This window comes from Afipia sp. P52-10 (assembly GCF_000516555.1).
Lineage (GTDB): Bacteria > Pseudomonadota > Alphaproteobacteria > Rhizobiales > Xanthobacteraceae > P52-10.
Genome location: NZ_AZSJ01000004.1, coordinates 487361 through 499815 on the forward strand (window position 1 = coordinate 487361; position 12455 = coordinate 499815).

Here is a 12455-nt window from a genome sequence, read left to right on the forward strand (position 1 = left end):
GGCCGTCCAATTTTAATTGCGCAGTACGGCTTGTATGTTGATTACATCGATGCCGGCAAGCCCGCTTCGTGGATATCTCGGAATGGAGAAAACTCAACAGGTATGGGAGCCAAGCTGCCAGAGGTGTTATCAGCAAGAATCACATCGATCTCCCCGCGCTAGAAGTCGATCAACTCGATGTCATCGAAATCTGCATGGGTGTCTGGATCCGAACCGCCTGATCGAGACCGCAATCGCTTTCCGTTGCTTACGCGAATGCGTCCGAGCGTTTCCAGAATAGGGCGAGGGCCTGCATTTACCAATTTTGACTCATCATCGTATGATGCTTAAAGTAGAAAATACACTTGTAGATCATATTGTTATCTTGATGGAGCGACTGAATTACGGCTTGCATGCGCGAGCAGAACCTCCATTCGAGCACACTCTACAGGGTCCGATCTTCGGACAGGGCAGCGGTTAATGTGCACGCCGCCCATTTGGAATCGAGTATCCCATCCCCAATCGCGCCGATCGATGTGCCACTCCCATGCTCTTCAACTCTCCACAGTTCATCTTCGGTTTCCTGCCTGTAGTCCTGGCAGGATTCTTTGCGTTGGGACATTTGGGATTACGACATCTGGCGGTCCTGTGGCTCGGATTTGTGTCGCTGGTATTTTACGGCTTTGACAATCCTGCACTGCAACTCCCGCTCATCCTCTTATCGATCAGCTTCAATTTTATCGTCGGCCGCTCGCTGGCACTTGCGCGCAACCGCGCCCTGTTGATCGTAGGCGTGACGGGCAATCTCCTGCTGTTGGGCTTCTTCAAGTACGCCAACTTTATGCTAGGCACGATCTCCGACATCACCGGGTATGCGATGCCACATGCGGATATTCCGCTACCGATCGGCATCTCGTTCTACACGTTCACGCAGATTGCTTTCCTGGTCGATGTCTATCGTAAGGAAGCGAAAGAGTATGCGCTCTCGAAGTACAGCCTCTTCGTCACCTTCTTCCCGCACCTGATCGCTGGCCCGATCCTCCATCACAAGGAAACCGTACCGCAGTTCGATCGCCCGGATATCTATAAACCACAGGCCGATTGCGTCGCCAAAGGCCTTGGCTGGCTTTCGATCGGACTGTTCAAGAAGGTGATGTTGGCGGATAGCATCGCGCCGTTCGCCGACAGAGTCTTCAACGCCGCAGCAAAAGGGGGCGCGTAGGCCCTGCCGACGCCTGGATTGGCGCGGTGAGTTACATGCTACAGATCTATTTCGACTTCTCCGGCTATTCGGACATGGCTATCGGGCTCGCCCTATTGTTCGGCATCACGTTTCCGATCAACTTCAACTCGCCCTACAAAGCACGCTCGCTGATTGATTTTTGGCGCTGCTGGCATATGACGCTATCGCGGTTCTTGCGTGATTATCTTTACGTGCCGCTCGGCGGCAATCGACGCGGCCCGTTCCGCCGCTATCTGAATCTTCTGATCACGATGGTGCTCGGCGGGCTCTGGCACGGAGCAAGTTGGAATTTCGTGGTTTGGGGCTCGATCCATGGCGCCGGACTCGCCCTCAACCATCTTTGGCGCGCGATTGCAGCGCGCTCGGGTTCATCGCTCCCTTCGCCCGTCGGCTGGGTGTTCACGTTGCTTATTGTCCTGTTCGCATGGGTGCCTTTCCGTGCGGACACGTTGGCTGTCTCGACCACGATCTGGACAGCAATGCTGGGCGGTAGCCCAGCCACAGCGATAACCGACACACCCCTGATCTCATCGGCTTGGATCGTCGCACTTACGATCATTGCATTTTACGCCCCGAGTACACAGCAAATAATGGCTCACCCCTGGGTCGCCGAACGCGCGCGCATCATCTGGCGTCCTCGTCCAATCTGGGCGATCATGATCGGTTGCTTGTTCGGCATCGCGGTCGCCGGCACATTCGGCCGAGAGACCGTTTTCCTCTATTTCCGGTTCTGAGTATGCGCTGGGGAATGCGGGGCTATATCGTCGTATGTCTTGTCGTCGCCGGCATAACCGGTCTTGCCTATCGTGCGCTCGATCGTACGATTATGTCGCTCGGCTGCTTCCAACCGCCGCCGGCCGGCCACTTCATAGCCTATTGCTCTTCACCCGGTTTTGGCGACTATTATCTCACGGAGATCGGGCGGCTACTTGGCGTACGCGTGGCATTGCCGAAATTGGACGGATTGACGAGCTTCGATGGCAGCCACCTTTCAGCGGACAGCGCCGAACGATGGTCCGCAGCACTTCTGCGAGAGATCGGTGATACGCTTGAAAGCTGCGCGAAGCGTTAAAGCATGATCCCGAAAAATGTGAAGCGGATTTCCGAAGAGATCATACTTCAATAATGAGCTAGGGCGTGGGATGATTCATCGAGATCTCATCGCGCTTTAGAAGATGCCGTCGACGTCGGACAGATGCCACGACGTTTTCGCTGCCGGTCTGTACTGTGAAAGGGGCAGCGCAAAACGTCCCGCCTTTCTCTCCTTTGAGGTGCCGATTTCATGCCCCGGAAGTCCGCATCAACGTGCAAGCCCTATTTCACGGCAGCAGGCGACGCCGACAGTCTGACCAGCGAAGGGCGCCGGCTTCTCCGGAATCGCTACAATCCCATCTGCCGATATTGCTGCTCAACAAATGCAGCCGCGCCATCGATCAAGACCGCGCGCGCGAACTCGCGCTCATACCCGGCCGCGGACGCGGCGGCCTGAAGCCGCCCACCCAAAACCCTGTACATGTAGAGCCGATCGCGCGGCTCCGCGCATTGGTGGAGCGAGACGACGTTCTCGCTGCACCATGTTCGGACGAAGTGGTCGAACGTATCCGGAGCGTCAGACATCACACAGTGATCCGTACACAGCGATCCGTACACAATGATCCGTCGTTCTTCACCGGCGAAGTCCCGTACGCTTACGAGGCTCGGCTTCTACTCGCGTTTGAGGCCGACCAGTCCGATGATTTTTTCCTTTTCAGCGATCTGCTTTTTTACGAAATCCTGAACCCATTGCACATCGCCGGTGAGCGGCCGCAAGCCGAGATTTTCCAGCTTCTCCCGAACCTCCGGCTTGCTGAGCGCCTCGTTCACCGCCTTGTTCAAGATGGTGATGACGTCCGACGGCGTGCCTTTGGCCGAGACGAGAACACTCCATGTGTGAGGATCGTACTCGTTGAAACCCGTCTGCTCCTGAACGGGACGAACGTCAGGAAAGAGCTTCATCCGCTCGGTGCCGGGACCATTCGCCGCCAGCGCCTTTAACTTGCCGGCGGTGAGATAAGGAGTGGCCGAGGCCGTGGCGACCACGGCGACACTCACGTCGCCGGTCAGAACGGCGGTGATGGCGGGCGTGTCGCCGGGGAAAGGGACGTGAAGCATCTTAACGCCGGCAAGCTTCTGCAGATACTCGAAGTTGAGATGCGCCGGACCTGCGACTCCGGCCGTCGAATACGTCACCTTGTCGGGATTGGCACGCGCAAACTCAAGCAATTCGGCAACGTCGTTCTGCTTCAGCGAAGGCGCCGCGACGACGACACCGTAAACGCTATTCAGTCCCGAAATGACGTCCAGATCGCGGGTCGGATTGTATGACAGCTTCGGATCGATGATGGGGATAATCGCGGTGGCGCCGACACCGCTCACTCCGAGCGTGTATCCATCTGGCTTGGACTTCGAAACGATATCGATCCCCAGCGTCGCCGCAGCGCCAGGCCTGTTCTCGATCACGACCGGCTGCCCGAGAATCTCGGAGACCGCTTCCCCGACAATCCGCGCGGTCGCATCGGTTGAACCGCCCGGCGTAAATGGGACGATCAAACGGATCGGCTTATTCGGATAGGGCTGCGCGGAAAGGTTGGTCGGCGTACCGACAAAGAGACAGACAGCCAAGCAAAGCGCGCGCTTCCACATTGGTTTCCCCCAATTGCTTCTTCTTGTTCGTGGGCGACCTAAAATCATTCGTCGCACGTTTGAAAGCCCGCTTCCATCATATGGCTATCACCGCCGCGCATCCCTCACCACGTCCTGGTTTGCGTCTCGATCGGCCGGACCAACTCGCGCCGAGCGTCCTTCGGGGCGCCTTCAGCCTTGCCCTTTCATGACGCGCCCCCCGCCCAGCGCCTTGGCCAATGCAGTCCATGCAGGGCTCTTCCAGCGTTGCCGATTGCACAAATCCTACGCCGCCGCTCAAATGCGCGCCTCGGCGGCCGGGCGACCGCGCCGAGACGCATCTTATCCTCATCCAGGATCATCACCTATGTCGACACTCCCCCTGCCCGAATCCCGTGAAGCCGAGATCAAGCGCAACGCCGGCGGCCGCCTCACCGCCCCGGACATCCTGCGCCGCAAGCGCAGCGAGCCGCTGGTGATGTTGACCGCTTACACCGCCCGCATGGCCGAGATCCTCGATCCGCACTGCGACCTGCTGCTGGTCGGCGACAGCCTGGCCCAGGTGATCTACGGGCTGCCGACCACGCTGCCGGTCAGCCTCGAGATGATGGCGACGCACGGAGCCGCCGTCGTGCGCGGCTCCAAGCGCGCGCTGGTGGTGATCGACATGCCATTCCGCTCCTACGAGGAGGGCCCCGAGCAGGCGTTCCGCAATGCCTCGTGGCTCTTGCAGGAAACCGGCGCCGGCGCGGTCAAGATCGAGGGCGGCATCGGCCTTGCCGAAACCGTGTCGTTCCTGAAGGCGCGCGGCATTCCGGTGATGAGCCACATCGGGCTGACGCCACAGTCGGTGCACACGCTCGGCGGCTACAAGGTGCAGGGCCGCAGCAACGAGGACTTCTCGCAGATCATGCAGGATGCCCAGGCGCTCGATAACGCCGGCGCCTTCGCCATCGTGGTCGAGGCCGTGGTGGAGGCGCTGGCGCGCTCCGTCACGCAAGCAGTCGAATGCCCGACCATCGGCATCGGTGCCTCCCCCGCCTGCGACGGCCAGGTGCTGGTGGTGGACGACATGCTCGGCATGACCGAGCGGGTGGCTCGCTTCGTCAAGCGCTACGAGAACCTGTCCGGGCGGATCGACGCTGCGGTCGCGGCCTACTCGCAGTCGGTTCGCGCGCGAGCCTTCCCGGAGCCCGCAAACCTTTACTGACGTTTCTGATCCCACACGGGGGCAGGTTCCAGGGCTTGCTCTGGAACCTGCCTCACATCAGCCGATAGCCGAAGGAAACAAGCACCCCCGCCGGCGCGTTCACCTGACAACGCAACAGGCAGATCGCATCCCGGAGCTTTACGGTGCCGAGTCACGACAAAGACGACTATCGCGTCCTGCTCGACCTTACATGGCGAGGCTTGCAGAGCGGCAGGGCCTTCACCCACGCGGTGCACAACTCGGAAGCCGCCCAGAACGATCATGAGCTGCGCAGCCTCTCGGAAGCGGCCGAGCGTCATCTGGAGACTGCCGGCGCTGAGATCGATCGGCTGTGGCACAAGTTCCAGCGCATCTACGAAAGGTAAGACGAAGGGAGGCATCCAATGCCGACCGAACCCGACTACCGGCAGCTGCTGCAGAACGCCCAGCAATGCGCTGACAGCGTCCGGGATTTTCTGCTCGCGGTCAGCCAGTCGCCGCAAGGGCAGCAAGATGCGTCGCTGCTCGGCATGGCCGCGCTCGCCGCGGAGCACGTCCGCCTGGTAGAGGACGAGGTCAATGCGATCTGGGACGCATTTCAGCGCACCGCACCCGGAACGCACGAGCCGGCCGAGGCCAACCCGACGGTGTCGATGACCGGAGATAAACCACCGCCATGAAGCGGCGCGTCAATCAACCGCGAGCTGGCTCTTCTGCGTCTTGATCTCGCGGACCGAGGCTAGGATGTCATCCGGTGCGGACGTCAGATCGAGCTGAAAACCGCGCTCCGCGAACAGAGCCGCTTCGACCCGTTTCACATCGTTGGCGGTCATGTCCTGAAGTTCGGCGATCGCCTGTCTGTCTTCATTCCAGATGGCGGCGGCGATTTCCGCGAAGTGTCGGGGCATATCGGCTCTCCTTGCATCGGTCTGCGCACGCTGCCGTGCGGTGCGCCGCAATCGCTCCAGGAAAAACAGCCGGCGTGGCGCCAAGGTTCCAAGCGACGACCGGCGAAGCATCATCCCTCTCCTCCTCGCCGCAGCATGAGCTGCTGGATCAGGACCACAGTCTTGGCGTCGGCGATCTCACCCGCAGCCACCATCCGCCATGCCTCGTCAAGCGGCATCTCGACCACGGTAATATCTTCGCCTTCAGCGGCGAGACCGCCTCCGGCCGAAACCCGGTCTTGCGGTGTATAGTCGCAAAGAAAGAAGGTGATCCTCTCCTGAAATCCGGCCGGGCTCATGAACAGGCTGAACAGCCGTTCGACCGTCGCGATGCGGAAACCGAGCTCCTCCTCGAGCTCCTTGCGAATTCGCACCTCAGGCGCTTCGCCGTCCAGCTTGCCTGCGCAGGCCTCCAGCATCGTTTCGCGCCCGTCGCTTAGAAACGGCGGAATGCGCGACTGCCTTGCCAGCAGCACCGTTCCCCGCCGCCCGTCACTAGGGCAGCGCAACGGCCGAGTCGCCGTTGTCGTAAATCTCGCGCCGCAAACGCTTCCAGTGCCCGTCCTGGCTGCGCCGCTCATAGGTGACGCGCGTCAACGTCCCGGTCCCGCGGGCGATCGGCGTCTCCGCCGTGATCCTGAGATTGGGAGATTGCGGCAGCATGACAGCATCAACGCCGCCGGCGCGTTGCGGCTCCACAGTCGCCTCAGGGCTGGCTCAAACCTTCGTGTTCATAAGCGCCCGATGAACGCAGTGACATCGGAACGAAGCGATGCTCTCGCTGGTTTGCAAGCTATGCCTGTTCGAGACAAGCCATTGTTGGGAGATAACGCCATGGACCGCGAGAAGCCCACCGACGATCCGCGCAAGAAGACCGATCCTGAGACCTTCAAACAGACCGACGAACCTTGGAAGGGCAACGTCGAGAAGGACCAGCCGAAAGGCAAGAAGCACGATCTGGAAAAGTGGAAGGACAGTGAGACTCACTGACCTGGATGAGCATGCTTGCAGTCCGGCCCGACGCGAACCGGGCCGCCACGGCCTGGCCGGCATCGACAAACCGACAGCGTCATGTCAGATACGCCAGGCAAGCGGGCTAACGGTCCTTCCGCACCTGCGGCGGCTCGTCATAGCCATGGCGGCTGCTGAAGAACATCAGGCCCATCAACCCGACCCCGACCAGAATCGAAAAGATGACGCCGATGATCATGGCGGTCCAGCCATGGACACCCAAGGCGACCTCCTCGGGCCCGGCGAGGCCGTAATAGGCGAATACGGCGGTCGCAGCCAGCAGCGCGACGAAAACCGCAAACAGCAACACAGCGCGCATAAGCTTTCTCCTGGCCGGTTCCTCCTGGCCTGAGGTCGCCCCCCCCCGCTGGGTCAATTGCCAGCCGCGCCGACCGTTCCCGGAACGGCGGTATACGTCGGCGCTCAGCGCTTCTTGTCGGCCTTCGTTCCGTTCCACTCGCCGATGCAGCGGTCCAGATCGAGCAGGTTCTGACGCATCTGCTCGAGCGAGAAGCCAAGCGCGAACACGCGCTCCGCGGCCTCGCTCGCCAATCCCCGTGTCAGCCCCTCAGCCCGGACGTGGGCGATCTGTTCGGCATAATGGCCAAGCGCGGTTTCGACGATGGTGATATCGGGCGCCTTGGCGCCATCGCGCAGGGCCATCGCCGCCTGACGGAGATATCCGCCGATCGCGGAAGACACCGCCGCAAGCGGGGCTGCCAGGCGCGCCTGGATCGCATCCGGCAACGGCGTCAGGTTGGCCCGGCCGATCATCACCAGGTCGTGACGCAGACGCAGCGTGGTGCGCAGCAGCGGCCCGGTCTCCGGCCCGCTCGACAAATGCGCCGCGCGCTCGCGCTCGGCCTCCGCGCCGAGCGTGTTGAGGCCCGCCAGCGCGCCGCCGATCCCATCCTGCAGCCGGTGCAGTGAATTGACATCACGCGTCTGCGAGGAGCGCGCCAAGAACTCGTCCAGCACGTCAGCCATCAGGCCGAGCACCTTGGCCACACCGCTGCGGATCTGATTGTGAGCGCGGGACGGCAGCACCAGAAACGACGTCAGCAGCCCCGCCAGTGCGCCGACCGTCACCTCCAGCACCCGATCGATCGCCGACTCCAGCGGATCGCCGCGGTTCATCACCGGCAGCAGCAGCACGATGATGGCCGTCACCGTCGCCGAGTTGTAGGCGGGGTTGAGTGCGGCGATAAAAGCCAGCGGCAACACCACCAGCACCAGCACGAACAGCAGCGGGCCTTCGCCGGTGTGCGGCACCGACAGCGCCACCGCAGCGCCATAGACGGCACCTCCCAACGTCCCGATCAGATAGTCGCGCGTGGTCTTGAGCGAGCGTCCGACGCTCATCTGCGTGACGATGATCGCCGTCAGCACCGCCCAGAGCGGCAGCTTGAGCTGCAGCGCCATGGCGACGGCGAGCGAGATGAGCGAAGCCGCCGTGACACGGATGCCGAGCCCGAGTTCAACAGTCCGCGTCCGCAGCCATGTCTGTACGGCGCGAAACCTGGGCCCCATCGGTCGTCTCCTCGCGACAGCTGCTCACCGCTCGCGACTGACACAGCGGTCGCAGCCAAGACTCGCGCTGGAGCGTACCGCAGCGACCTGCGCCGCACCACAACGGCACGCACCGAACTCAGCCGATGTTTTGGAGTTTGGGGAATTCGTCCCGGCCGCCGGGCGCCAGCATGCACCCGGCGGCGGCTCTATGGCGTCCCGTGGCGTCTTCCCCTGCCGGGAAATCACGATTCAAATCGGCAACGGCCACTCCCGTTCCTCAAGCGGCCTGAAGCCGCGCCCCGGATCACCAATAGTGGCGATGATGCCAGTGGCGGTGTCCCCAACCCCAGCGCGGGCCGAAGCCGAACGAAACAACCGGGGCCGGATAGTAGCCATAGCTGCGGTAGTACGGCGCCCAGCCGTAATGCCGCCAATGCCGGTGATGATGCCAGTGATGGCGGTGGTGCCAGTGTCGATGGTGCCAGTGGCGATGCCGCCAATGACGACGCTGCGAGCTGAACTCGGTCGATTGATCGACCGCATGTCCGGCCTTCACCCCCGGGGCGCCTGTTGACGCCGCCTGAGCCGCGGTTCCGCCGAACCACATGCTCGCACCGATAGCCGCGATAAGAGCCAGTTTCCTCATCATGGACCTCCGTGAATGATACCGATTAACGGAGGCTGGCGCAGACCGTTCCCAACAGTTCCCAAGGAACAAACGCTGCGCTATCGAAGAACCACACCATCGAAGAACGCCGCTATCGAAGCACCAACTATCGAAGCACCAGGACATCCGCACTGCCGCGCCGCGCCAGCACGGTCGCGGCCACATCGAGGCCATAGCGGTGCAGTCTGACATCCAGGCGTGACGATCCAAGCGACAGGTTGCGGATCACGATCTCGTCGAGGAAATCCGGCATCACCGGGTCGCGAAACCGGATCTCATCGCGATCGTGGCGGATGTCGATGCCGAGGCACGCGCCCAGCAGGCCGAACACCGCCCCCGCCGCCCACGCCTGCGGCGCGCAGGCGACCGGATACGGCGTCGGTCCGCGGTTCGGCCGCCGGGTGAAGCCACAGAACAATTCGGGCAGCCGGTTCAGATCCTGATGCCGCGCGGTATCGAAGATCGACGCGAACACCCGCGCCGCCTCCGCCTTCAGCCCGTAGCGGGCGAAGCCGATCGCGACCAGGGCGTTGTCATGCGGCCAGACCGAGCCGTTGTGATAGGACATCGGATTGAAGCGTGGCTGGCCCAGCGCCAGCGTGCGGATGCCCCAGCCGCTGAATGCATCGGCGCTGAGCAGGCTCTGCGCCACCCGACGCGCACGATCGGCCGATGCGATCCCGGTGAACAGGGCGTGGCCCGCATTCGACGCGATCACCTGGCAGGGCTTTTTCCTCCCGTCGAGCGCAAGCGCGTAGCTGTCGATCTGCGGACACCAGAACGCCTGCTCGAAGCGTTGGCGCAGCTGCTCCGCCTGTGCGGACAGCGCCACGGCCAACGCCGGCTCATCGAGCAGGTTGGCGATGCGCGCCGCCGCGGTCTTTGCCGCGAACACATAACCCTGCACCTCGCACAGCGCGATCGGACCGACCGGATCACTCCCGTCGGCGTGGAAGATCGCGTCGTGGGAATCCTTCCAGCCCTGGTTCGCAAGGCCGCTTTCCTCCGCCCGGCTGTACTCGACGAATCCGTCGCCGTCGATGTCGCCATAGCGGTCGATCCATGTCAGCGCCGCACGAATGTTGGGCCATATCTGTCGGATCGTCTTCAGATCGCCCGTGCGATCGAGATACATGCCGGCCAGCATCACGAACAACGGCGTCGCATCGATGGTGCCGTAATAGCGACCGAACGGCACCTCGCGCAGCCTGGCCATCTCGCCATGACGGGTCTCGTGCAGGATTTTTCCCGGCTGGGCGTCCGCATAAGGGTCGATCTCGGTTGCCTGCATCGCGGCCAGCGTTCGCAGCACGCCCGCCGCGATCGACGGGTCGAGCCAGAGCATCTGCATCGCCGTGATGAGGCCGTCGCGTCCGAAGATGGTGTTGAACCACGGAATCCCGGCGTAGGGATAGGGCCCGTTCGCCCCCCGCGTCACCAGCGTATAGGTATCGGCGGTCGCGCGGCAGACGACATCGTCGAACGACGGATTGGTCGAGGTGACGGTCGCGATATCCGCCGTCGCCGCACAGCGGGCTTTGCGGATTTCCCGATAGCCGCGAAAGAAATCACATGGCGCCGCGAACGGAATCGTCGCCACCGCACACGAGATCGTCACGAACAGCGAGACGTGCTGGTAAGGATCGAGCTCGATCTCCACCGTTGCGCGATTGGCGCCGATCGCAGTGGGCGCCGGACTGAACTGAAGCACGGTCCGCCGCTCGACTTCGTCCAGCCCGAGATACTGAAACTCGACGCGGTCGGTGCCGCTGACATGGCTTTTCACCCGTCCGCGCTTCGGCCTCCTTGTGCCGCGGACCTCGAACAGGTCGCGGAAATCCGCGTCATAGAGGAAATCCAGGCGCAGGCGACGCCGGGCCCGGCCATAGTTGCGGATGTTGATCCGCTCGTAGCAGCTTGTCTGCCAGAGGAACTTGGTGCGGTGAAAGAAAATCGTATCGCGCGGCAGCCTGTCTCGGTCGTCGAACTCCACATCGGGGTTGGTGAGTTCGACCGTCAGCGCGGCCTTGTCCTCGTGCACGGCGGAGCTGAGCAGCAGCGGCTGCTTTCCATCCAAGCGAACCTCGAATTTCGAAAGGAAGCGCGTGTCGCGATAGTAAAGACCTTCCGCGGTCTCGCCGAGTGCGCCAATATCGCCGCGCGCATCCATCACCGCGAAGGCGTCACCATATTTGAGATTGCACAGCGCGCGATCGGTCAGCGAGGTCTTGGCCTCGATCTCGTACTCAGACCATACATTCGACGGCGGAGCGGGCTTGGCCGGTTTCAGCAATCGGGCATCGTCGGACATGGCGTCACTCGCGTCCAAGAGTCATTCCGGTGTCACATGCGAGACATTCAACCGATGTCTCACAAGCGTCACATGCGTTGAGACCGCCGGCAAGATCCGATCCACCGCCTCATGACGTCACTGAATCCCTGCGCGGTTCCGGCGGCAGCAGTATCCCTCGTCTTCCATGCCAAGGAATCACACAAATCGGGCGATCACACGACCGATCCCTCGCGCCTGATCGCAGCGCTATGCGGCTTGCGGCTTTCGGCTGCGGAGACCCAGATGATTCGATCCTTTGATTCGGCGGTTGCTGGGGGAACTTTTGTTCCATGGTTCCTCGCCACTCACGCCACGGGCGGACTTTTGCGACAGAAACCCTTGTGCCGCCGCCGAAGTCGCGCAATGATCGAGGGGAACCCCATTTACCCGTTTGGGTGATGAAGCGTTCATACAAGCTGGTGTAAACTGCTGCCTCTAAGGGGGATGGTAGGATGCGTAGCGTATGTCGTTCTGTGATCGTGGTCTGCACCTTTGCAGCAGCAGGTTTCATGCTGGCCGATTCGATCTTCGGACATGAACTCATCAGTGTCATCGGCGGTACTGTGATCGCCGGGCTCGCCGGTCTCACCATCGCCATCCGCAATCACGTCGCCGATCCCTACAAGCTGTAACGCGAGAGGGCGCGAAACGTCCCCGCATTGCGCGACATCTCAGCCACCGGTTCGATGACGAAGGCTGGCGTTTGCTTTTCGTTTCTTGAGGTTCGGCCTGACTTTCTCAGTTCTGCCTTCGGCTTCAAGCTTGGCGTCGCCCGTAACCTTGCCGATCGCTTCCTTCACGGACCCTTTGACCCGCCGCTTTGCAATACCCTCCGCACGACGCCCGCTCATCAACGTCCTCCTCATCACCACCGACCGAGACTGCAACCGTAACCAGCCGGATACCCGCTACCA

The 12455-nt window shown here is 61.9% G+C and carries 18 protein-coding genes; 8 read left to right on the top strand and 10 right to left on the bottom strand.

Going from position 1 to position 12455, the window contains the following annotated elements:
- Positions 1–526 precede the first annotated feature (526 nt).
- From X566_RS25470 to X566_RS17055, 3 genes are read left to right on the top strand one after another with little or no spacing between them, the layout of a single operon-like run.
- Positions 527–1201, top strand: a complete 675-nt coding sequence (locus tag X566_RS25470) for an MBOAT family O-acyltransferase (RefSeq protein WP_051444287.1) — start codon at positions 527–529, stop codon at positions 1199–1201.
- A gap of 35 nt (positions 1202–1236) precedes the next feature.
- Positions 1237–1956 carry an MBOAT family O-acyltransferase gene (locus X566_RS25220; RefSeq protein ID WP_051444288.1) on the top strand — a complete coding sequence of 240 codons (720 nt, stop codon included), beginning with the start codon at positions 1237–1239 and terminating at the stop codon, positions 1954–1956.
- A 14-nt stretch (positions 1957–1970) separates the two neighbouring features.
- Positions 1971–2294 carry a hypothetical protein gene (locus tag X566_RS17055; protein WP_152539950.1) on the top strand — a complete coding sequence of 108 codons (324 nt, stop codon included), beginning with the start codon at positions 1971–1973 and terminating at the stop codon, positions 2292–2294.
- Between the two features lie 308 nt (positions 2295–2602).
- On the opposite strand, the gene X566_RS17060 is transcribed toward X566_RS17055, so the two are convergent.
- Both X566_RS17060 and X566_RS17065 read right to left on the bottom strand, forming a co-directional pair.
- Positions 2603–2839 carry a hypothetical protein gene (locus X566_RS17060; protein WP_034469623.1) on the bottom strand — a complete coding sequence of 79 codons (237 nt, stop codon included), beginning with the start codon at positions 2837–2839 and terminating at the stop codon, positions 2603–2605.
- Between the two features lie 87 nt (positions 2840–2926).
- Entirely contained in the window at positions 2927–3883 is a 957-nt protein-coding gene (locus tag X566_RS17065; protein ID WP_160170493.1) for a tripartite tricarboxylate transporter substrate binding protein, read from the bottom strand.
- A gap of 367 nt (positions 3884–4250) precedes the next feature.
- On the opposite strand from X566_RS17065, the gene panB reads away from it, so the two are divergent.
- The 3 genes from panB (at position 4251) to X566_RS17080 (ending at position 5752) form a co-directional block, all read left to right on the top strand.
- Entirely contained in the window at positions 4251–5093 is an 843-nt protein-coding gene (gene panB / locus X566_RS17070; RefSeq protein ID WP_051444290.1) for a 3-methyl-2-oxobutanoate hydroxymethyltransferase, read from the top strand.
- 143 nt (positions 5094–5236) lie between these two features.
- A complete protein-coding gene (locus X566_RS17075; protein ID WP_034469624.1) occupies positions 5237–5458 on the top strand; it encodes a hypothetical protein in 222 nt (73 codons plus the stop codon).
- An 18-nt stretch (positions 5459–5476) separates the two neighbouring features.
- Entirely contained in the window at positions 5477–5752 is a 276-nt protein-coding gene (locus tag X566_RS17080; protein ID WP_034469625.1) for a hypothetical protein, read from the top strand.
- A gap of 9 nt (positions 5753–5761) precedes the next feature.
- Here X566_RS17080 and X566_RS17085 read toward each other — a convergent pair whose 3' ends face one another.
- From X566_RS17085 to X566_RS25340, 3 genes are all read right to left on the bottom strand, one after another.
- Entirely contained in the window at positions 5762–5980 is a 219-nt protein-coding gene (locus tag X566_RS17085; RefSeq protein ID WP_152539951.1) for a hypothetical protein, read from the bottom strand.
- Positions 5981–6090: 110 nt separating this feature from the next.
- On the bottom strand, positions 6091–6495 hold the full coding sequence (locus X566_RS17090) for an NUDIX domain-containing protein (protein WP_244434818.1): 405 nt from the start codon (positions 6493–6495) through the stop codon (positions 6091–6093).
- A gap of 19 nt (positions 6496–6514) precedes the next feature.
- A complete protein-coding gene (locus X566_RS25340) occupies positions 6515–6682 on the bottom strand; it encodes a hypothetical protein (protein ID WP_244434819.1) in 168 nt (55 codons plus the stop codon).
- Between the two features lie 171 nt (positions 6683–6853).
- Between X566_RS25340 and X566_RS25165 the strand changes: the two genes are divergently transcribed.
- Positions 6854–7009, top strand: a complete 156-nt coding sequence (locus X566_RS25165; RefSeq protein ID WP_173402593.1) for a hypothetical protein — start codon at positions 6854–6856, stop codon at positions 7007–7009.
- A gap of 106 nt (positions 7010–7115) precedes the next feature.
- Here the strand turns inward: X566_RS25165 and X566_RS17095 are convergent, their stop codons facing one another.
- The 4 genes from X566_RS17095 to X566_RS17110 form a co-directional block, all read right to left on the bottom strand.
- Complete coding sequence (locus X566_RS17095; protein WP_034469628.1) at positions 7116–7349, bottom strand: hypothetical protein; 234 nt, start codon at positions 7347–7349, stop codon at positions 7116–7118.
- Positions 7350–7453: 104 nt separating this feature from the next.
- Positions 7454–8560 carry an FUSC family protein gene (locus X566_RS17100; RefSeq protein ID WP_034469631.1) on the bottom strand — a complete coding sequence of 369 codons (1107 nt, stop codon included), beginning with the start codon at positions 8558–8560 and terminating at the stop codon, positions 7454–7456.
- A gap of 286 nt (positions 8561–8846) precedes the next feature.
- Positions 8847–9191 (bottom strand): hypothetical protein, encoded by a 345-nt coding sequence (locus X566_RS17105; protein ID WP_081740292.1) that lies wholly within the window; start codon positions 9189–9191, stop codon positions 8847–8849.
- 124 nt (positions 9192–9315) lie between these two features.
- A complete protein-coding gene (locus X566_RS17110; protein WP_034469635.1) occupies positions 9316–11520 on the bottom strand; it encodes an amylo-alpha-1,6-glucosidase in 2205 nt (734 codons plus the stop codon).
- A 473-nt stretch (positions 11521–11993) separates the two neighbouring features.
- Between X566_RS17110 and X566_RS24780 the strand changes: the two genes are divergently transcribed.
- Entirely contained in the window at positions 11994–12173 is a 180-nt protein-coding gene (locus tag X566_RS24780) for a hypothetical protein (protein ID WP_152539952.1), read from the top strand.
- Positions 12174–12212: 39 nt separating this feature from the next.
- Here X566_RS24780 and X566_RS24420 read toward each other — a convergent pair whose 3' ends face one another.
- Entirely contained in the window at positions 12213–12392 is a 180-nt protein-coding gene (locus X566_RS24420) for a CsbD family protein (RefSeq protein ID WP_081740302.1), read from the bottom strand.
- Positions 12393–12455 lie beyond the last annotated feature (63 nt).